19 protein-coding genes, 1 tRNA gene and 1 pseudogene are annotated in these 19,924 nt (G+C 73.7%); 13 read left to right on the top strand and 8 right to left on the bottom strand.

Going from position 1 to position 19,924, the window contains the following annotated elements:
- Positions 1-99: 99 nt before the first annotated feature.
- From DE149_RS08255 to DE149_RS08245, 3 genes are read left to right on the top strand one after another with little or no spacing between them, the layout of a single operon-like run.
- Positions 100-963, top strand: coding sequence for a (Fe-S)-binding protein (locus DE149_RS08255; RefSeq protein WP_036313467.1), 864 nt, complete (start codon positions 100-102; stop codon positions 961-963).
- The gene (locus tag DE149_RS08250; protein ID WP_113914324.1) at positions 960-2,600 is read left to right on the top strand and encodes a lactate utilization protein B; all 1,641 of its coding nucleotides are present in this window, start codon (positions 960-962) and stop codon (positions 2,598-2,600) included. The genes DE149_RS08255 and DE149_RS08250 overlap by 4 nt, the downstream gene beginning before the upstream one ends.
- Positions 2,597-3,292 (top strand): LUD domain-containing protein, encoded by a 696-nt coding sequence (locus DE149_RS08245; protein ID WP_044658796.1) that lies wholly within the window; start codon positions 2,597-2,599, stop codon positions 3,290-3,292. The genes DE149_RS08250 and DE149_RS08245 overlap by 4 nt, the downstream gene beginning before the upstream one ends.
- A 32-nt stretch (positions 3,293-3,324) precedes the next feature.
- Here DE149_RS08245 and DE149_RS08240 read toward each other — a convergent pair whose 3' ends face one another.
- From DE149_RS08240 to DE149_RS08235, 3 genes are read right to left on the bottom strand one after another with little or no spacing between them, the layout of a single operon-like run.
- Positions 3,325-3,534: a hypothetical protein gene (locus DE149_RS08240; protein ID WP_100058739.1), complete on the bottom strand. Its 210-nt coding sequence runs from the start codon at positions 3,532-3,534 to the stop codon at positions 3,325-3,327.
- Between the two features lie 21 nt (positions 3,535-3,555).
- Positions 3,556-3,684 (bottom strand): putative transporter small subunit, encoded by a 129-nt coding sequence (locus DE149_RS11850; RefSeq protein ID WP_036339645.1) that lies wholly within the window; start codon positions 3,682-3,684, stop codon positions 3,556-3,558.
- 34 nt (positions 3,685-3,718) lie between these two features.
- Positions 3,719-5,416 (bottom strand): sodium:solute symporter family protein, encoded by a 1,698-nt coding sequence (locus DE149_RS08235; RefSeq protein ID WP_113914323.1) that lies wholly within the window; start codon positions 5,414-5,416, stop codon positions 3,719-3,721.
- Positions 5,417-5,767: 351 nt separating this feature from the next.
- Between DE149_RS08235 and DE149_RS08230 the strand changes: the two genes are divergently transcribed.
- From DE149_RS08230 to DE149_RS08215, 4 genes are all read left to right on the top strand, one after another.
- Complete coding sequence (locus DE149_RS08230) at positions 5,768-6,178, top strand: VanZ family protein (RefSeq protein ID WP_036313457.1); 411 nt, start codon at positions 5,768-5,770, stop codon at positions 6,176-6,178.
- 34 nt (positions 6,179-6,212) lie between these two features.
- Positions 6,213-6,285, top strand: a tRNA-Ala gene (locus tag DE149_RS08225).
- Between the two features lie 246 nt (positions 6,286-6,531).
- Positions 6,532-7,659 (top strand): glycosyltransferase, encoded by a 1,128-nt coding sequence (locus DE149_RS08220; RefSeq protein WP_113914322.1) that lies wholly within the window; start codon positions 6,532-6,534, stop codon positions 7,657-7,659.
- Positions 7,659-8,750, top strand: a complete 1,092-nt coding sequence (locus DE149_RS08215) for a glycosyl transferase (RefSeq protein ID WP_113914321.1) — start codon at positions 7,659-7,661, stop codon at positions 8,748-8,750. Before DE149_RS08220 ends, DE149_RS08215 begins: the two co-directional genes overlap by 1 nt.
- Positions 8,751-8,785: 35 nt before the next feature.
- Here DE149_RS08215 and DE149_RS08210 read toward each other — a convergent pair whose 3' ends face one another.
- Positions 8,786-10,780 (bottom strand): glycosyltransferase, encoded by a 1,995-nt coding sequence (locus DE149_RS08210; protein ID WP_113914320.1) that lies wholly within the window; start codon positions 10,778-10,780, stop codon positions 8,786-8,788.
- Positions 10,781-10,945: 165 nt separating this feature from the next.
- On the opposite strand from DE149_RS08210, the gene DE149_RS08205 reads away from it, so the two are divergent.
- The 4 genes from DE149_RS08205 to DE149_RS08190 all read left to right on the top strand — a co-directional run bounded on the left by DE149_RS08205 (position 10,946) and on the right by DE149_RS08190 (position 15,859).
- Positions 10,946-12,058 (top strand): hypothetical protein, encoded by a 1,113-nt coding sequence (locus DE149_RS08205; RefSeq protein ID WP_113914319.1) that lies wholly within the window; start codon positions 10,946-10,948, stop codon positions 12,056-12,058.
- Positions 12,055-13,434, top strand: coding sequence for a glycosyltransferase (locus tag DE149_RS08200; protein WP_231866248.1), 1,380 nt, complete (start codon positions 12,055-12,057; stop codon positions 13,432-13,434). Before DE149_RS08205 ends, DE149_RS08200 begins: the two co-directional genes overlap by 4 nt.
- 178 nt (positions 13,435-13,612) lie before the next feature.
- Positions 13,613-14,566 carry a WcbI family polysaccharide biosynthesis putative acetyltransferase gene (locus tag DE149_RS08195; RefSeq protein WP_113914318.1) on the top strand — a complete coding sequence of 318 codons (954 nt, stop codon included), beginning with the start codon at positions 13,613-13,615 and terminating at the stop codon, positions 14,564-14,566.
- Between the two features lie 111 nt (positions 14,567-14,677).
- The gene (locus DE149_RS08190) at positions 14,678-15,859 is read left to right on the top strand and encodes an NAD(P)/FAD-dependent oxidoreductase (protein ID WP_113914317.1); all 1,182 of its coding nucleotides are present in this window, start codon (positions 14,678-14,680) and stop codon (positions 15,857-15,859) included.
- 170 nt (positions 15,860-16,029) lie between these two features.
- On the opposite strand, the gene DE149_RS08185 is transcribed toward DE149_RS08190, so the two are convergent.
- A complete protein-coding gene (locus tag DE149_RS08185; RefSeq protein ID WP_113914316.1) occupies positions 16,030-16,791 on the bottom strand; it encodes an OBAP family protein in 762 nt (253 codons plus the stop codon).
- A 336-nt stretch (positions 16,792-17,127) separates the two neighbouring features.
- On the opposite strand from DE149_RS08185, the gene DE149_RS08180 reads away from it, so the two are divergent.
- On the top strand, positions 17,128-17,403 hold the full coding sequence (locus DE149_RS08180) for a DUF1540 domain-containing protein (protein WP_113914315.1): 276 nt from the start codon (positions 17,128-17,130) through the stop codon (positions 17,401-17,403).
- A 9-nt stretch (positions 17,404-17,412) separates the two neighbouring features.
- Here the strand turns inward: DE149_RS08180 and DE149_RS08175 are convergent, their stop codons facing one another.
- Positions 17,413-18,240, bottom strand: coding sequence for a hypothetical protein (locus tag DE149_RS08175; protein ID WP_113914314.1), 828 nt, complete (start codon positions 18,238-18,240; stop codon positions 17,413-17,415).
- A 160-nt stretch (positions 18,241-18,400) separates the two neighbouring features.
- Here DE149_RS08175 and DE149_RS08170 point away from each other — a divergent pair, with 160 nt between their 5' ends.
- Positions 18,401-19,258, top strand: a complete 858-nt coding sequence (locus DE149_RS08170; protein ID WP_041102639.1) for a transporter substrate-binding domain-containing protein — start codon at positions 18,401-18,403, stop codon at positions 19,256-19,258.
- A gap of 90 nt (positions 19,259-19,348) precedes the next feature.
- On the opposite strand, the gene DE149_RS08165 is transcribed toward DE149_RS08170, so the two are convergent.
- Together DE149_RS08165 and DE149_RS08160 are read right to left on the bottom strand one after the other, a co-directional pair.
- The gene (locus DE149_RS08165; RefSeq protein ID WP_223247472.1) at positions 19,349-19,576 is read right to left on the bottom strand and encodes a helix-turn-helix domain-containing protein; all 228 of its coding nucleotides are present in this window, start codon (positions 19,574-19,576) and stop codon (positions 19,349-19,351) included.
- Between the two features lie 224 nt (positions 19,577-19,800).
- A pseudogene (locus tag DE149_RS08160) lies at positions 19,801-19,924 on the bottom strand (IS3 family transposase); the annotation flags it as partial.

Genomic DNA, 19,924 nt, shown 5'->3' with positions numbered 1-19,924 from the left:
CTCGCAAGCGGCTGGCATGATATGGTCTGACCACTACGGCACCCGTGTGCTGGCGCACCGCACGGCGCCCCAGGCGCCCCGTCCGGAACGGAGACCGGCATGAGAATCGCCCTGTTCGCCACGTGCATCGTGGACGCGATGTACCCCAAGGTGGCCCTCGCCACCGTCCGCATCCTCGAGCGGCTCGGCCATGAGGTGGTCTTCCCGCCCGGCCAGGTCTGCTGCTCGCAGATGCACGTCAACAGCGGGTACGTGAAGGACGCCCTGCCCGTGGTGCGCAACCACGTCCGCACCTTCATGAAGGCCGACTACGACCTCGCCGTCGCCCCCTCCGCCTCCTGCGTGGCCTCGCTCGGCCACCAGCAGCCGGACGTCGCCCGCTCCGGCGGGGACGAGGGTCTGGCCCGCGACGCCGAGGTCGTCGCCTCCCGCACCCTCGAGCTGTCGCAGCTGCTCACGGACGTCCTCGGGGTGACGGACGCCGGGGCCCAGCTCGGCTCCTGGTTCCCGCACACCGTGACCTACCACCCCTCCTGCCACGGCATGCGCCTGCTGCGCCTGGGCTCGCGCCAGGAGGACCTGCTGCGCACCGTCGCGGACATCGACCTGCGCCCGCTGCCGGACGCCGAGGAGTGCTGCGGCTTCGGCGGCACCTTCTCCCTGAAGAACCCGGACGTCTCCGCCGCCATCGCGGAGGAGAAGATCGAGAAGGTCACCGCGTCCGGCGCCTCCCTCTGCACGGGCGGCGACGCCTCCTGCCTGCTCCACCTGGACGGGGCCATGCACCGTCGCGAGGCGCGCGGCCAGGACGGCCGCCCGCTGCGCACCGTGCACCTCGCCGAGATCCTCGCGGCCACCCGGGAGAACCCGCTCGAGGTCGACGGCCCCGTCGAACTGTCCATCCCCGCGTCCGCCGGCGCCCGCCGCGGACCGTCCGCCCGTGTTGAGGAGGCCCGCCGATGAGCACCGCACCCACCCGCGTGCGCCTGGGAATGCCCACCGTCCGCCCCGTCCACGGCGAGGGCGAGATCCTGCTGAACACCCCGTTCCCCGAGTCTGCCCGCGAGCAGCTGGGGAACGGCCAGATGCGCGCCAACATCCGCCGGGCCACGCACACCATCCGTGCCAAGCGTGCCGGCGTCGTCGAGGAGCTGCCGGACTGGCAGGAGCTGCGCGCCGCCGGCTCCGCGCTGAAGCAGTCCGTCATGGCGGACCTGCCCGCGCTCCTGGAGCGGCTCGAGTCCGAGGTCACCGCGCGCGGCGGCGTCGTGCACTGGGCCCGGGACGCGGCCGAGGCCAACCGCATCATCACGGAGCTCGTCACCGCCAAGGGCGTGGACGAGGTGATCAAGGTCAAGTCCATGGCCACCCAGGAGATCGGCCTGGACGCCGCGCTCGAGCATGCCGGCGTGGCCGCCGTCGAGACGGACCTGGCCGAGCTCATCGTCCAGCTCGGCCACGACCGGCCCAGCCACATCCTCGTCCCGGCGATCCATCGCAATCGCCGGGAGATCCGGGACATCTTCCTCCGGGAGATGCCGGACACGGACGAGAGCCTCACCTCCGAGCCGGCCGATCTGGCCGAGGCCGCACGCCGGCACCTGCGCGAGAAGTTCCTGAGCACGAAGGTGGCGATCTCCGGGGCGAACTTCGGCGTCGCCGAGACGGGCACGCTCTCCGTCGTCGAGTCGGAGGGCAACGGCCGCATGTGCCTGACCCTGCCGGAGACGCTGATCACCGTGATGGGCATCGAGAAGCTCGTGCCCACCTTCGAGGACCTCGAGGTGTTCCTGCAGCTGCTGCCGCGCTCGTCCACGGGCGAGCGGATGAACCCGTACACCTCCATGTGGACGGGCGTCACCGAGGGCGACGGTCCCCAGGAGTTCCACCTGGTCCTGCTGGACAACGGCCGCTCCGCGGTGCTGTCCGACCCGAAGGGCCGTTCCGCGCTGCACTGCATCCGCTGCTCGGCGTGCATGAACGTGTGCCCCGTGTACGAGCAGACCGGCGGCCACGCCTACGGCTCGGTCTACCCGGGCCCGATCGGCGCCATCCTCTCGCCGCAGCTCACCGGTGTGGACGCGGGGGAGAACGGCACCCTGCCCTACGCCTCCACGCTGTGCGGGGCGTGCTACGACGTCTGCCCCGTGGCCATCGACATCCCCTCGATCCTCATCCACCTCCGGGACGAGGACGTGCAGGCCACCCACGCCGCCCGGAAGGCGCTGCGCACGGAGGAGGACGCCGCCGGCGGCCCCCTGGCCCGCGCCAAGGCGGCGGTGGAGTCCGTCACGCCCTCGCAGATGGACGTGGCGATGAAGGGCGCCTCCGTGGTGATGTCCTCGGGTCGGCGCATGTCGCTGGCCGAGCGGGGTCTGGGGCTGGGCCGGGTCGCGGCCGGGCCGGACCGGGTGCTCGGCTGGCTGCCGGGCATCGCCGGCGGCTGGACCGACGAGCGCGACGTGCCGGCGCCCCCGCGGGAGTCCTTCCGCAACTGGTGGGCCCGCCACAAGGATGAGACCGAGCACCGAGTCGCCCTGGACGGCGTCACCGGGCTGGACCGGCCGGAGGACGAGCACGTCGAGGAGGACGGACGATGAGCGAGGCGAAGGCCGAGATCCTGCGGCGCATCCGCGAGGCGACGGCGGACGGGCCGGTCGCGGACCCGGTGCAGCGCACCTACCGGCGGACCTCCTCCCGGGACCGGGCCGAGGTGGTGGAGATGCTGCGTGACCGGCTGATCGACTACCGCGCCTCCGTGCGGGACGAGACCGAGGAGACGGTGGCCGCGGCCATCGCCGAGCTGCTCGGCCCGGACGCCCGGTACGTGGTGCCGGCCGGTCTGGAGCCGGACTGGCTCCCCGCGGACTCGCGCGGGGCCGGCCGGGAGCGCATCACGGAGCCCGCGGTGGGCCACACGGGGGAGCGGGCCGCGGTCCGCGGCGCCCACGACGGCGAGCGCGAGCCCCTCAGCGTGGACGCGCTGAACGAGGTGGACGCGGTGGTGACGTCCTCGACGGTCTCCTGCGCGGAGACCGGGACGATCTTCCTCAGCGGCCGCCCGGACGAGGGCCGCCGGGCGATCACCCTGGTCCCGGACCACCACGTGTGCATCGTGCCGCTGGACTCCGTGGTGGAGCTCTTCCCGGAGGCGCTGGCCCGCGTGGAGGCGACGGCGCCGATCACCATGATCTCCGGTCCCTCGGCCACGAGCGACATCGAGCTCGAGCGCGTCGAAGGCGTGCACGGGCCGCGCCGCCTGGACGTGATCCTGCTCGACCGCGCTCGCTGACGCGGGCGCGGTATAGCAGGGGATCGAGCGGGTCAGGCCCCCTCGACGAGGGCGCCGCCGGCGCGGCCCGTCTCGAGGTGGGCCTGACGCTCCCGCACGCCGCCGTACAGGGCGACGAACAGCAGCGCGAGACCGGCGGTCACGAGCAAGTGTTCGAGCCCGGCGATGCCCGGGATGGCGGCCGAGGTCTCGGCGGGCGTCAGGCGGAAGACCGTGTCGAGGGCGAGGACCACCAGGGTCACGGACCGCCCCCGGCGGAGGCCTCAGATGATCGAGCGGCCCTCGCGGCGGGCCGCGGCCCAGTCGGCGACGAAGCCGCGGGCGATCGCGACGAGGACGGCCAGCACGAGGACGGGCCACATCAGGACGTACAGGGTCAGACCGACGGTCATGCGGATGCTCCTTGCGAGTCGGGGGACGGGGGGATCAGGACACGGAGGCCGAGGCACGCTCGACCTGCGGCAGGTCCTCGGTCGCGGGGTCGAAGTCGCCGGTCACGCGCGCGATCCGGTCGAAGTCGAAGTCCTGGCCGGAGCGGATGGACAGCCCCCAGCAGACGAGGAAGGACACGGCGTAGGCCACGAGCGAGCCCGTGAGGGTGGCGTAGTCCCGCAGGAAGCCGTAGCCGAGGAACAGCATCACGACCGAGGCGATCGCGCCGACCACGACCGCCGGACGCAGGCCGAAGAAGCCGAAGCACATGATGCCCAGCACGACGCCCACGCCGAGGATCGCGAGGGTCTCCACCACGAACGCCCAGGCGCCCTCGATCGGGATCCACTCGAAGCGCACGGGCAGGAACACGGCCAGCGCGGCGAGCACGGACGCCGTGAACGCGACGTTGGTGATCCTGCCCCAGTAGAAGGACGCGATCACGGGGAACACGAGGCAGCCCCACAGGGCGCCCACGAAGACCAGCAGATCGAGGATGTCGAACTTGGCGGTGGCGAAGTACAGGGCCGCCGCCGTCGCCACGATCATGGTGATGCGGCCGATCAGCAGCATGGTCTTCGGGTCGGCGTTCTTGCGGCCGACCGACTGGCCGTAGACGTCCGTCATCACGATCGAGGAGAGGGCGGACAGGTCCGAGTCGGCGGTGGAGGACAGCGAGCCGATGATCATCAGGAACGCCAGGGCCACGAGCGCCAGCGGCAGGTGGTCGGCGACCATCTGGGGCAGGAGGTTGTTGACGTCGCCGTCGAGCGGCTCGACGCCCAGGTAGAGCGCCATGACGCCGAGCATGCCGACGCCGATCACGGTGCCGCCGTACCCGAGGGTGGCCGTGATGAAGGTGGGCTTGATGAGGTCCTCACGCACGGCGAAGAGGCGCTGGGCGATGGTCTGGTTGCCGATCGCGTAGGCCAGCACGGCGGCGATGTACGGCGCCCCCTGGTTCATGAACGCCTCGGAGGAGAAGAAGCTCTGCTGCTGGGCCGTGACGTGGCCCGCTTCGACGCCGGTCTGGAACATGTCCGGGCCGCCCGCGGCGAAGAACACGGCGGGGATGATGATGACGGTCGCGCCGAGCATGGCCATCACCTGCGCGAAGTCGGTGAGCACGGAGGCGCGGAAGCCGGACCACAGGGTGTACAGCAGCACGCCCGCGGCCACGATCAGGATGCCCGCGCCGAAGGACAGCGGGGACAGCAGGGAGATCAGGGCGCCGCCGGCGATGAAGTTGGAGGTCAGGGAGATGACGGAGCCGAGCACGTTGGAGCCGGCCAGCATGAGCTGCGAGGAGCGGCCGTGCCGGGCGTACATCACCTCGGCGAGGGTGTGGGCGCGCGGTGCGACCGTGCGGATGCGGCGGCCGAACGGGTAGATGAACAGGATCATCAGGGCGCCCCAGAGGCCGTAGTGGAGGGGGCCGGAGACGCCGTACGTGTAGCCGGCGGTCACGGAGGCATACATGGAGGCGGCCCAGATCCAGGTGGCGGTCATGGAGGCGGCGGACACGCCGAAGCCGATCTGATTGCCGGCCGTCATGTAGGCGTCGGCGTTCTCCTTCTTCTTGGAGATGGCCACGGACATGATCATGGTCCCGCCGTAGAACAGCGCGACGAGCAGGATCACCCCGATCACGCCGAGCTGGGTCAGGGACGCTGCGTCCTGGGAGGGCGGCATCGAACTTCCTTTCGCACGAGTGACTACGGACGTCCCGGTCCCCCGACGCGGTCCGCTCAGGGCACGGCTCCGCAGGGCGGAAGGTGGCGTACCGATCACGTCGCGGCCAGGGGCCGGGGAGGTGGAGGGCATCCCGCCGGGTCCCGAGTCCACGAACGGCGAGCTCTCTGCTCAAGCCATCGCGGTCCCTCGGCCCTGGGCGGCGCTGTCAACACCGGCATCCTGGCGGAACGAGCCCACCCGGATGGCGCGATCATCACATGGTCGGCGCAGAAATGGCAAAAACATAAAGCCTTTTCAGCAGGGCGGGGACCATGAGTGCCCGGCGCAGAAGCCGGACAGAATGGGCGGATGACCGTTCCTTCCGGCTCCCCGGCCGCTCCCTCCACCCCCGCTTCCCGACGACGGCGCCGCGCCCTGACGGCGGCGCTGACCGTCGCCGTCGTGGTGCAGCTGGTGGTGCTGTACCTGCCGGGCGAGCAGGTGCCGGAGGCCGGGTTCACCGTGCCCGGACTGGACAAGGCGATCCACGCGGCCGTGTTCGCGCTGCCCGCGTTCCTCGCCGTCGCGCGGGGGCAGAGTGGGTGGTGGGCCCTGCCGTTCGCGGTGCACGCGCCGGTGAGCGAGCTCGTGCAGCACGCGTGGGTGCCGCTGCGGACGGGGGACCCGGTGGATGTCGTCGCGGATCTGGCGGGTGTGGTGCTCGGCGTGGTCGCCGCGCGGCGTCGCCGAATTGGAGGATCGGGGGCGTCGGGCGTATGATGGTCCGGTGCACTCCCGCGGGAGGGCACGACCTGGGGCTATAGCTCAGTTGGTAGAGCGTTTCGTTCGCAATGAAAAGGTCAGGGGTTCAATTCCCCTTAGCTCCACGGACCGTCCCGGTCCGCGATCCTCGAGGTCGCGGGCCGGGACTTTCTCGTGACGGGGGCGTGAGCGCCTGCCCTGCCCTCACCCCCGGGAGGGGGGCCGGCGCTTCCGGGGGGACCCCCCGGGTGTCTACAGTGCCGGGGTACGTCAGCGCGGACGTGATGCGGTCGTCTCACCGCAGGTCAGTCGCGCTTCTGCCGCCCCGCACGGGGCCGTTCGGCCCGGCCCGGGCCGGGAAGGGGACGCCGATGCGCATCAGCGTGCTCACCCACATGCTCCACCCCATCCGTTCGCCCTACGAGGGCGGGCTGGAGATGCACACGGCCATGACCGTGGAGCACCTCGTGCGCCGGGGCCACGACGTCACCGTCTACGCGCGGGAGGGCACCCGGGTGCCGGGCGACGTCGTCGCCGTGCTGCCCGCCGAGGGCGCCGGCCCGGGCCGCGCGGGCGCCCGCGTGCGCGAGGAGGCCGCCCGCCGGGCCTGCGCGTTGATCCTCGATGACGACTCCGACGCCGTCCTGAACAACTCCCTCTCCCCGGCGCCGCTCGAGCTGCTGCGCGCCCGCCCCGTGGTCACCGTCCTGCACACGCCGGCCACGCTGGCGGAGGTGCTGGCTGTCGTCGACGCCCCGGGCTGGACGGCTCCCGACCACCACCGGTGGGCCTCGGTGTCCGCGTCGAACGCGCTGGCCTGGCAGCATCGGCTGCCGCGGGTGGATGTGGTGCCCAACGGGATCGAGCTGCACCAGTGGGTCTCCGACGCCGTCCCCGTGCGCGGCCGCGCCGTGTGGTCGGGCCGGATCACGGCGGAGAAGGGCCTGCACGTGGCGATCGACGCCGCCCGGATCGCGGGCATGGAGCTGCACTTCGCCGGGCCGATCTCGGACGAGGAGTACCACGCCCGCGAGGTCGTGCCGCGGCTCGGCCCGGACACCGTCTACCACGGCCACCTCGACCACCACGCGCTGCCGCACATGCTCGCCACGGGCGAGGTCTTCCTGGCCACCCCCCTGTGGGCCGAGCCGTTCGGGCTCGCCGTGGTCGAGGCCATGGCGCTCGGCGTGCCGGTGGCCGCGCTGCTCAGCGGCGCGATGGGGGAGATCGTCGCCCCGCAGGCCGGCGCGCTGGCCGTGCACCACACGGCGCAGGAGCTCGCGGTCTCGATCCGCCACGCCCGCCGCAAGGACCGGGGACGCGTGCGTGCGTGGGCCTGCCGGTTCAGCGCGGAGACCATGGTGGAGGGCTACGTGGACCTGCTCGAGCAGGCCGCCGAGGACGCCCGCGACCTCGCCGCCGCCGAGGACGCGTACGGGTTCGACCCCCGGGAGGTCCCGCGCCCGTCCGCCGAGGCGGCGGACCTGGAGTCCCTCTGATGGCCCCGGCCCGCAGGCGGGTCCTCTACTACGCCCACCAGCACGGGGCGGGGCACATGCGGCACGCCGCGGGCCTGGCGTCGACCGGGGCGTTCGACGTGACGGTCGTGACCGCCCACCCCCGGGCGGCCGCACTGCTGCCCGCGGACGTCCCCGTCATCCCGCTGCCTTCGGACCTCGTGCCCGGCCACGAGCAGCCGGCGCGCTCGCCCCTGCACTGGTCCCCGGTGGGGCCCGAGATCCGGGCTCGCTTCGACGCCCTCCACGCGGCGGCGCAGCGGGTGGAGCCGGACGTGTGCGTGGTGGACGTGTCCGTGGAGGCGGCCCTGTTCCTGCGCCTGGCGGGCTGGCCTGTGCTGCACCGCCGCATGCACGGCGAGCGCACCGACCCCGCGCACGCCCTCGTGTACGCCGAGGCCGACGGCCTCTTCGCCCACTACGCCGCCGAGCTCGAGGTCCCCGCCTGGCGCGCCGCCCACGCGGACCGGGTCGCCTACCTCGGGGTCGCGGACGTCACCGGCCGGCTCGGCGCCCGCGCCACGACGACGTCGTCCGCCGGCGCCGCCCCGCGCGTCGCCGTGATCGCCGGGACGGGCGGCGGCGGGGTGCGGGCCGCGGACCTGGCCCGGGCGGCATCCGCCGTGCCGGAGGCGACGTGGGAGGTGTACGGCCCGATCGCCGGGGTGGGCGAGCCGGAGGCGCCGGGCGGGCTCGCGGCGGAGGCGATGCCCACCACCGTGACGCTGCACGGCTGGGTCCAGGCGCCGGCCCGCCGGGCCGCGGACGCCGACGTCGTGGTGGTCTCGGCCGGGCACAACGCCGTGGTGGATGCCGCCCGCTCCGGCCGCCCCGTGGTGCTCGCCCCCGAACCGCGGCCGTTCGACGAGCAGCGCGTGTTCGTCCGCGAGATCCACCGGGCCGCGGGCGTGCCGTGGTGCGCGTGGGAGGACCCGGACGCGGACTGGGCCGGCGCGGTGCGCGGCGCCCTCGCGGACCCGGCCGCCGCCGACCGGCTCGCGGGCCTGCTGCTCGTGGCGCCGGACGAGTACCGGCGGCGCTGGGAGGCGGCGATCGAGGGCGCCCTGGGCTGAGTCCGGCCCGCGCTCGCCCCCGACCGTCGGGGCACTCAGTACGCGGCGTCGTCGCGGCGGGCGGCCGTCAGCTCCGCCTCCGTCGGGTGACGCAGCAGCTCGAGCCGCTCGCCCTCGGGGTCCCACGCGATCAGCCCCGCATCCGCGAACGCGCGCAGCCACCCCTCCATGGCCCATCGGCCGTGCACCTGCCGGAAACGGCGGGCGTTGACCAGGATGTCCTCGAGGTGGTGCAGCGGCGGGGTCATCACCCCGTGGTGCTGGTGGAACGCCTCGGCGGGGCTGAACCGCAGCGTCAGGCCGGCGTCGCGGGCGCGGAAGGCCAGGTCCGTGTCCTCGGCGCCGTAGCCGGTGAAGCCCGCGTCGAAACCGCCGATGCGGGCCAGGTCCGCGCGCCGCAGTGCCAGGATCAGCGTCCACACGAGGTGCCACTCGTCCGAGGGGCCGGCGGTCAGGTGCGCGCGCGCCCGGTGGGGCACGGAGAGGCGGCGCAGCAGGGCGTCGGCGCGATGCGAGGTCAGGTCGGCCTCCCCGACGTCGCGGGTCCAGCCCGGCCGCAGGTAGCGGGGCCGGCCCATCACCACGGACCCGGGGTGGGCCGCGACCTCGGTGGCCAGCACGCCGACGGTCTCGGCGGCCGGGATGCAGTCCACGTCGAGGAAGACGAGGATCTCGCCGGTGGCGAGCTCGGCCGCGCGGTTGCGGGCCTGCGCCAGGGGCAGGCCGGCGTCGGCGGCCACGTGCCCCACGGTGACGGGCAGGTCCGTGGCCGGGACGCGCCCGTCCGGCTGGCCCATGAACACCACGACCACCTGGTCCGGGCGGCGGTGAGAGCGCTCCAGCCCGGCGATCACGCGGGCCAGGTGCTCGTCCCGGTGCCCCGTGATGACCAGCACGGACACGCTCGGCAACGCTCCGCGCGCCCGGGCGAGGGCCTCGCGGTAGACCGCCACGTGGGCGGCCGCCACGCGACGGCGCTGCCGGGCCCGGGCGGCGGGATCGGCGGGGGCCGTGCGCGCGCGGGCGCGCACGAGCGTCTCGAGCGCGTCGGCGAGGGAGTCGGGATCCTCCGGGTCGAACGCGGCGAGCGAGTCGGGGGTCAACCAGGCGCCGGACTGGTCCGCGATGTGCCCGATGTCCGCGACGGCCACCGGCACCCCCAGGTCCCGGCACATCTCCACCCAGCCCGAGTGGGTGCCGATGCGGTACGGCAGCACGGACACGTCCACGTCGCGCAGCAGCGCGTGCAGGGCGGGGTCGTCGAGCCGGTCGTGCTGCCACAGCTCGAAGCCGTGGTGGGCGCAGCCCGCGCGCAGCGCGGCCAGGGCGTCCTCGTCCTGCACGGTGTCCTGGACCTCCACGGTCACCCGCGCGTCGAGGCCGCGGTCGGCCAGCGTCGCGACGGCGGCGGCGAGCACCGGCAGCAGCGCCACCGGGGCCACCTGGGCGCGCAGGTCCTTGGCGTGCACCAGCAGGCGGGCGGGGGCGGCCGCGCCGTCGCCGTCGTCGGACGCGTCGGGGGGCAGCGCGCCGGGGGCGTCGTCGTCGCCCTGCGCCACGAGGTCCTCGAGCGGGACGATGTGCGGGTGGGGGACCACGAGGGCGCGCACGCCGTAGTCGCGGGCGAGGGTCGCCGCGGCGCCGGGGGTGAGCGTGAGCACGGCGTCCGCGCGGCCCAGCAGCACGGCCAGGCGGTCTCGGTGGGGGCCCTGGTCCGTCAGGTGCGGGTTCTCGAGGTCGTGCACGGTCACGACGACGGCGCCCCCGTGCGCGTGCTGCGCGTCCAGGGCGGCGGCCAGCTGGGCGGGGCTGAAGTGCTCGAAGCCGAAGTGCACGTGCAGCACGTCCGGGCGGTGCTCGGCCAGCCACTCCGCGTGCAGGGCCCGGGGCGGCCACCACTGGTGCGCGGGCGCGCCCGGCACCGGCGGGTCCGGCAGGAACTCCACGTCCGGCGCGGCGCCCGGGTCGAGGGGGCGGATCGCGCGGGTGTACGGGTGCTGCGCGGGCACGTGCTGGACGGTGATGCTCACGGGGGAGGGCCTCCTGACCTGGGGGATGCGACGCCGCGCGGGCGGCGTGTCCCCGTCCCGGGTCGGGGGTCGCGGAATCTAGTCTGTCAGGGCAGGATCGGAGAATCGGAGCAGCGGCATCCTGTCCGTTCCGGCGCGCCGCCGCGTCGAGGAGCGCCGCCGCAGGTGAAGGGGATCGTGGACGTGGACTCGCAGCCGCAGGGACGTGTGCTGTACGTGACCGTGGGCGCGCCGGAGCACGGCGTGGTGCGCCATGGCCGGCAGACCGCCGCCGCCCTCCGTCGGGTGGGCGCCGAGGTGGAGCTGCTCACGGCGGAGGACGTCGCGGCGTTCCGGGGCCTCGTGCCCGTGCTGGAGGAGGCGCGAGCGCTGGGCGCCGCCGTGCACCTGGACGTCACGGACGCGCTGTTCGGCCCCACCGCGACCGCCGCCGCGGACCTGCTCGTCGACGTCCTGCCCGAGGGCACCACGCTCACCCTGCACGACATCCCGCAGCCCGCCGAGGGCGACGGCCGCTACCGCCGCCGCGGCGAGGCATACGCGCGGCTCGCCCAGGCGGTGGACTGCGTCGTGGTCTCCTCGCAGCACGAGCGGGCGCTGCTGGCGGACCTGGTGGACGTGGCCGCGGACGTGGTCCCGCTGCCCGTGGAGGACCGCCGGGCCGCGGCCGCCCGCGCCGAGCCGGTGGTGCCGGAGAGCATGGCCGGCCTCGACCGGGACCTCGTGCTCTTCGGCTTCGTCTACCCGGGCAAGGGGCACGCCCTCGCCCTGGAGGCCCTCACCGAGCTGCACCGCCAGTGGGGCCCGGACTCCGGGGCGCCGCGCCGGCTGACGGCGCTCGGACCCGTCAGCGCCGGGCATGACGACCTCGTGGCGGAGCTGACCCGCGACGCCGAGGCGCGCGGCCTGGAGTTCCGCGTCACCGGGTTCGTGCCGGACGAGTTCGCGGACGCGGCCCTGCTCTCGGCGGGCATCCCGTTCGCGGCGCACCGCAACGTGTCCGCGTCCGGGTCCCTGGCGGCGTGGACCTCGGTGGGGCGGCGGGCCATCGCCTCCGCCGGCCGCTACACGGAGGAGATGGCGCGCCTGCGACCGGGCACCCTGCGGCTCGTGCACCCGAACGGGTCGCCGGCCTTCGCGATGGCCGAGGCGATCGCCGAGGCGGTCGAGGCCCCCGAGCGCACGTGGCTGGGCCCCGGCGTGGACCTCTCGCCCGGGGCCGAGGACTGCGCGCGGATGCTCTTCGACGTGCTCCGCCGCGTGCACAGGTGGACGTGAGCGCCGCCGTCTCCGTGGTGGTGCCCTACTACCGGGCCCAGGCGGACCTCGACCGGCTCACGGCCGCGCTCGCGGCCCAGCGCGGCCTGACCGGCGGGCTGCAGCTCGTGGTGGCCGACGACGGCTCGCCCGTCCCGCCCCGGGTGGACCCGGGCCTGCCGTTCGACGTGGTGACCGTGCGCCAGCCGGACCGCGGGTTCCGCGCCTCGGCGGCCCGGGCGCTCGGGGCGGAGGCGGCCGACGGCGACGTGCTCGCCTTCCTCGACGGGGACATGCTCCCCGAGCCCGGGTACCTCGCCGCGGCCCTGGCGGCGGTGGCCGAGGCGCCCCGGGACGCCGCGGTGGTGGGCCGGCGGCGGCACCTGGCCGAGGCCTGGCTGGAACGGGCCTGGGCGCACGGATGGCGGCCCGGGCACGAGGTGCCCGCGGACGCCCGCCTGGCCGAGCCGGCCTGGCTGCGCGAGGGGTACCGCGCCACGGACGACCTGCGCCGCGCCGACTCCACCGGCTACCGGTACGTCATCTCGGCCGTGCTCACGGTGGCGCGCGAGGTCTACGAGGACGCGGGCGGCTTCGACCCCGCCTTCGTGGGCTACGGCGGGGAGGACTGGGAGCTGGCGCATCGGCTGTGGCGCGTGGGGGCGGTGCTGCGCCACGCACCGGATGCCGTGGCGTGGCAGGCCGGCGCCGACTTCGGTGGACGCGGCGACGCCGCCGAGGCTGCCCGGGTGAAGGCCCGCGAGGCGCTCGTGCTCGCCTCCCGCATCCCCGCGACGACGGCCCGCGGCCACGGCCTGTCCCTGGCCGGCCCGCTGCGGGTCGAGGCGCGCGTGCGGGTGCCGGAGGGCGCGGACGGCGCGGCGGCGGCCGTGGTGGCGGTGGACGCCGTGCTGCGCGCGGCACCGGGGGCGCGGGTCGGCGTCGTGGGCGGCCTCGACGAGGCGGCGACGCGGGCGCTCGGCGACCCCCGCGTGCGGCTGCTGGGCGAGCCCGACGGCGGCGCGGCGGCGGCCGAGGACCTGCCGCCGACGCCGGCGCGCGGCGACCTCGACGCCGTGCGGTCGGTGCCCGACTGGTCCGTGGACGTGCGCATGCCGCTGCGGCCCGCCGCGGCCGGAGCCCGGCCTGACGCGGACGCCGTCGCCGCGTGGCTGCTGCGCCTGGAACGGGCCGGCGTCGAGCGCGTGGAGGTGCTGGGCGAGCCGGGCGAGCGGGCCGAGCGCGACGTGCTCGCCGTGCTGACGTGCGCCCGGGCGCGGTGGCGGCGTCGGCGGGGCGGGACGGCGCGGGTGTGGCGGGTGCCCGCCTCCCGGCTGGGCTGGGCGCCCGTGGCCGCCGTGCCGGTCCTCGAGGCGTGGTGGGGCGGCTGGGGCTGAGCGGGCCGGTGTCCGCGGGGCTGGCACAATCGCGGGCAGGACGGAGCACGGGAGGGCCGATGAGCGAGCTGGACGAACTGGACTTCGCGGCGCTCTCCGCGTTCCTGGCCTGGTGGTTCGGGAAGACGGGCGTCGACTGGATCCGGCGCGAGGACGGCTGAGGAGAGAGGACGCAGGCGTGCACGAGGACGAGGGACGACGCCGGCACTACGGCCACTTCTATGGGCTCGAAGACCTGCCCGAGGGCGACCTGCTGCTGGTGTGGGGCAACTGCCAGGGCGAGTCCTACCGGCGGCTGCTCGGCGGGGAGCCCGGCACACCGCTGCACGGGGCGGACCTGGTGAGCGTGCGCGTGCCGCCCGCCTTCGAGGTCCAGCCGGACGAGGTCGAGCACCTGGAGCGGCTGCTGCCGCGCGTGAAGGCGCTCGTCACCCAGCCGATCCCCCACGACTACCGGGGCATGCCCATCGGCACGGACCAGCTCGTGGCCCGGCTGCCCGAGGACGCCGCCGTGGTGCGGATCCCCGTGGTGTACGACGTCTCGCGCTTCCCCTGGCAGGTCACCCTCCGCAACTGGAAGTTCGCGCCCGGGGCGGCCGAGCGGCCGGGGGAGGACCCGCCCGTGGTGCCGTACCACGACCTGCGCGTGCTGGCCGAGGCGGCGACGGGCCGTCGTCGGGAGGTGGCGCCGGCGGCGATCCGCGAGGCCGCGGCCGCGTCCGTGCAGGCGCTGCGGGCGAGGGAGGAGGCGAAGGGGACGCTGTCCATGGCGGATCTGGTGGCGGCGGAGCGGGGCGTCGGCTTCTACACCGTGAACCACCCGACCAACACGCTGCTGACCCGCGTGGCCGAGCGCGTGGCCGGGCACCTGCCGGGCGACGTCGCCGTCCAGCCCGTGCCCGCCTCCCGCGTGCTCCTCGGCGGGGTGCGCGCGCCCCTCGAGGCGGTCGTGGTGGAGGCCCTCGACCTCGACGCCGAGCCGACCGAGGACTGGACCGTGGCCGGACAGACCGTCCCGGCCGAGCAGCTGCGGCAGACCCACCTGGACTGGTACACGCAGAACCCGCAGGCCGTGGAGGTCGGGATGCGCAAGTACGCCGACCAGCTGCGGCTGCTGGGCCTTACGGGCTAGCGCCGGCTCCGGCCCCCAGTGGAGGATGGGCAGCACGTCCCGTCTGCCGCGGAGCACGTCTGCGGGGGCGGACGTACCGTTCCTTGACCCCGTCACCCCACGGAGGACCACGTGACAGAGCAGTACGACATCCTGATCGTCGGTGGCGGCAACGCCGGCGTGTCCCTGGCCGCCGCACTGCGGCGGAAGCGGCAGGGGCGGGTCGCCATCGTCGACGGCCAACAGCTGCACCGCTACCGGCCCATGCTGAACTACGCGGCGGGCGGGCAGGCGGACATGGCCCGGTTCGAACGGCCGATGCGGGCCGTCATCCCGGACGGGGTCGAATGGATCCCGGACCACGTCGTGGCCGTGGACGCCGAGGAACGGACCGCGGTGACGAGCACCGGGCTGACCGTCGGCTTCCGCCACCTGGTGCTCTGCCCGGGGCTGACCCCGTGGTGGGGTGCGATCGACGGGCTGCGTGAGGCCTACGCCGCCGGATGGGCGGCGAGTGCGCACGTGCCCGAGCACGTGGACGCCGCCCGGGCGCTGCTGTCGCGTGTGGCCGCGGGGGACCGTGTGGTGGCGAATGTGCCGGCTGAGCCCTCCTCGTGCGGCGGCACCGTGCTCAAGGCGCTGTTCCTGGCCTGCGCGGCGTGGGAGCGCACGGGGATCCTGCCGGACGTGGACGTCCGCCTGGTGACCCCGTACGGCCGGATCCTGGACCGGCAGACCATCGACCCCGCTCTGGCCGAGGCCGTGGCGAGGTACGGCATCCGTGTGCACGCCGACGCAGAGGTGAACGCCGTGGACCACGAGGCCCGCGAGGTGGTGCTCAACACCGGTGAGCGGATCACCGACGTCGCGGCCGCGTACATCACGCCCGTGGTGCGGGCCCCGGAGTTCATCGCCGAGGCGGGCCTGGCGGACGACGGCGAGGCCGGCCTGGCGGCCGTGGATCCCGCGACCCTGCGGCATCCCGTGCACCCGCACGTGTGGGCGCTGGGCGACGCCGCCGCCCTGGGCACACGGCCCTCCGGCGGAGCCCTGCGCCGGCAGGTCAAGATCCTGACCCAGAACATCCAGGCCGCGGACGCGGGGAAGCCGCTCCAGAAGTACGACGGCTACACCGTGATCCCCGTGATGGTCAGCCGGGACGAGCTGGTCCTGGACGAGCACGTCCGCGACGGCTCCGAGGACCGGTCGATCCCCGGCGTGGACATGACGAAGCCGCGGAAGAGCACGGCGGCCTTCGACCGCTTCGGCCAGCCCCGGATCTACTGGCACCGACTGCTCAAGGGGAAGGTCTGAGCCCAGCGTTCTCGCTGCCGCGACACGTGCGGCGGACGTACTGTCCCTCGCGGGGCGCCCCCGCCCGATCCGGATGACGGCGCCGGCCCGCCGAGCGTTTTCGTTCGGGAAACGGCGGCGTGTCGCACCGCTGTCGTTCGGGAAACGGCGCCCTGCCGACGATGCCGCCCTCAGTCGTCGCGGCCCCGCACCGGGCGCTCCTCGAGCGTGGTCTGCACGACCCGCCCGCGCTCCCAGCTGTTCGCCCCCGTCACCACGTCCGGGACCGGGATGTCCGCGCGGTTGCGCCGCTTGGCCGCGGTGTCCACGCCCACGCGCTCGTCCCGGGCGCGCAGGAGGGCCTCGTCCACCTGGCCGTCGCCGGTGAGGCCCATCATCAGCTGGGGGATGCCGTACGGGAAGTCGTCCCGGTCGTACTGCCAGGTGTGGAACGTCTTCCCGTAGGTGTGGATGAGGTCTTCGAAGTAACTGTGCTCGGCCAGCTCGGGCACCCCGGGGGCCGTGAGGGCGCCGGAGCTCACCTCGTAGTGGTGGCTGTGCCACAGGCGCCGCTCCTCGTCGGGGAGGCTGCGGAACCGCTCCTCGCTGATGATGTACTCGATGCCGATCAGCCGTGCGTCCGGCGCGTTGCGGTCGAAGATCACGCACTGGTGCAGGTCGTGGCGCAGGTGGATGCAGAAGTGGCTGGCTTCGACCTGTCGGCCGAGGTCGTCGGCGTAGAAGTGCAGTCCGTTGAGATAGGTGCTCATCGCGCCCATGGGGTACTTCGGCTGGACCAGGCCAGATGCCGCGTCCAGGAGGCGGTGCTTGAGCGGGTGGCCCTTCCCCACGGCGCCCATGAGGGCGATCTTGCGGGCTGCGGTGACAGCGGCCGCGGTGCCCAGTCCGGCGGCGAACCCGAGGGCGGTGGAGGACAGGCGATGGGTGCTCATGGCCCCACGCTAGGGGCGCGGGGCGGACTCGGCCAGGGTGGTGGGGCTGCCGGGGCTGCCGGGGCTGCTCAGGAGGCGGGGACGGCGGATCGTCTGCGCATCTGACCCTTCTGAGTGGGCGCGTGGTCGCCAGAAGGGCCAGAGATGCAGAAGATTCCGGGCGGCCGGCGGGCACGACGTCGGTCCATACGACACGCGACAATGCGCAAAATGCATTTGCGCTAATTGCCTATCGACTAAGGCTCACCCCTCTTGTGCTATTCGTGGGCCGGAGTAATCTCGATTCCAGCAGCACCGTCCCAGCCCGGGGCGGGCCCGAACCGGGAGGATCACGCCATGACCACCGCCGTCCGCACCTGCGCCGCCAGTGCCTGCGCCTTCAATGCCGGGACGTCCTGCAACGCCCTGGCCATCACCGTCGCCGGCTCCGACCGAACGCCCGGCTGCGGCACCTTCGTCCAGCTGGACGTCCGCCGCCCGGTGACCGAGGGCGCCTCGACCGTCGGTGCGTGCCACCGCCTCGAGTGCACCTACAACGTCGACCTCGCCTGCACCGCCGAGGGCATCGAGGTCACGGACGTGGCCACCTGCGCCACCTACACGATCGACTGACGCCGCCCCTCAGGGGTGGGCGACCCGCGCCGGGATCGCGTCCAGCAGTCGCCGCCAGGCGTGCCGGGGGCTGTGGTCGAGCCGGCCTGCACCGGGCAGGGCCACGTGCACCGCGGTGGTCTCGCCGTCGCGGACGCGCAGCAGGGTCACCCCGGCTTCGTCCACGTCGAGGGCGTGGGCGGGGGACTCGGACAGGGGTTCGGTGTCGACCTGCAACGGGGTGCTCTCGCCCGGCAGCAGGCCCAGGGCGACGGCGTCGGCCAGGTCCGCGAGCACCTCGGGGGCGGTGCCCAGCACGTCATCCGCCAGGTCTGCGAGCTCGGCCTGGTCGACGAGCCCGCGCGACGTGAGCGGCAGGGTGTGGCAGCAGAACACGGCGACGCCGTCGACGTCGTGCAGCAGGATCCGCTGGGTCTCGACGACGCCCACGCGCACCCGCGGGCCGACGTCGGCCACGAGGTCCGCGACGCGACCGCGCAGCTTCAGCTCCGCGACCTCGGCCGAGTCCCGGCACCAGCGCAGGGTGCCGAGCAGATGCACGGATGCCAGGCGGGTGGGGAGCGTGAGGTCCAGGGCGTCGCGCAGGACGTCCACGCGCACGTCGAGCGGCGCGAGCGTGTGGAACGCGCCGAGCGACCCCAGGAGGTTGGGGACGTGGGCGACCACGAGGCGGCCGTCCGCGCTCACGCCGTGGACGGCCGTCATGAGCGTCTCGCCGGCGCGGAAGGCCGTGACCTCGACGGAGCCCTCGCCGCGGAGCAGTCGCTGGGCCAGCAGCAGACGACGGGGCGTCACGGGCGGCAGCGGATGGGCGGGGTGCGTGGAGGCGTGGGCCATGGGGGTCCTTCCGGCGGGGGTCCGAGAACCAGTAAGGCACACCTCAGTGAGATACGCAAGGCGAGTGTTGTGTATTTGTCGTACGCGGGGCGGTGGGGGCGTGTGGTGCTGGGCTACGGTGACGGGACTCACATGCCGTCGTCGAGGGAGCCAGCCGATCATGACCTTCCGCCCCACCCGCTGCCGACTCGCGACGGCGGCCTTCGGCGTCGTCCTGACGCTCACCCTCACCTCCTGCGGCACGGCGCAGGATGCGGGCAGCTCATCGGAACCCGCCACCGCCACCGTCGTCGACTCCGCACTCACCCGCATCAAGGAGGTCGGCACGTTGCGCGTCTGCTCCACCGGTGACTATCCGCCCTTCACCGAGCAGACCGAGAGCGGCGACTGGAAGGGCATCGATGTGGACATGGCCCGCGACCTGGCCGAGACCATGGGCGTGGAGCCGGAGTTCGTGAAGACCAGCTGGAAGACGCTCATGGACGACTACACGTCGGGGGCGTGCGACGTCGCCGTCGGGGGCATCTCCCTGAACCCGGAACGTGCCGAGCAGGTGTACTTCACCGTGCCCACGCAGGAGGACGGCAAGACGCCGATCACCCGCTGCGAGGACGTCGAGAAGTACGACACCGTGGCGGAGATCAATCAGCCGGGTGTGCGGTCGATCTTCCCGGAGGGCGGCACCAACGAGAAGTTCGCGCGGGAGCACTACCCGCAGGGCGAGCTACTGACGCACGACAACCTCACGGTGTTCGACGCTCTCGCGGCCGGTGAGGCGGACGTGATGACCACGGACCGCTCCGAGGTGCTCTACATCGACCACGAGTACCCCGAGCTGTGCGCCGCGAACCCGGACGAGCCCTTCGACTACTTCCAGAAGGGGTACATGCTCCCGCAGGGCGACGAGGTGTTCAAGCACTACGTGGACCAGTGGCTGGCCATCGCGCTCAAGGACGGGACGTACGAAGGATTCGCGGAGCCGTGGGTCGGGGACGTGGAGCTGAGCCTGGAGGACTGAGCCGCAATGGCGATCCCGTCCCCGCTGGGACGCCGCCCTTGTAGACGTCCGCGGTGGTGACGCGCTTCAGGTCTTCGAGTGCAGGAGTCGTCAGCCGGTGACCTCGAGCTCGAGGCCGAGCACCTCCATGACGGAGAGCACTGACTTCAGGGTGCTCTTGCCGGTGCCGCGCTCGATCTGGCGGACGGTCGCATCCGAGACTCCCGCCAGGTCTGCGAGCTGCTGCTGGGTCAGCAGGAGCTCTTTACGCATGGCGCGGACGCGATCGCTGATCTTCATCAGCGCCGCGGCAGAGGAGACTGCGCGTGTGGTGGCCACGGCTCCAGCGTGGCAGATGAGCAGCTGAAATCCGAAGGATTCTTCGGAATCGGTGACGTTCGACTGCTGCGGTGACGAGTCGACATGGGAAACCGAAGAGAACTTCAGATTCGAGCCTCCGGGGTCGGTCGAAGAGGTGCCGGCCTCCTCATCTGAAGAATTCTTCGGAACCCGGCCCTCAGGCATCAGGCGTGCGACTTTTCAGTGCCAGTGAGCCGCCCCCTTCATTCGGTCCGGACGTTCTGTGAGTCGCCGGTTTCCATTTGATGGGTGCACTGCCGAGCGTACTCGGCTGGGGTTAGGTAGCCGAGCGAGGAGTGCCGGCGGTGGTGGTTGTACTCGTCCTTC

This window comes from Micrococcus sp. KT16 (assembly GCF_003315015.1).
Taxonomy (GTDB): domain Bacteria; phylum Actinomycetota; class Actinomycetes; order Actinomycetales; family Micrococcaceae; genus Micrococcus; species Micrococcus luteus.
The sequence above is the reverse complement of the archived record's forward strand: the minus strand, read 5'-3'. Positions and strand labels throughout refer to the sequence as shown.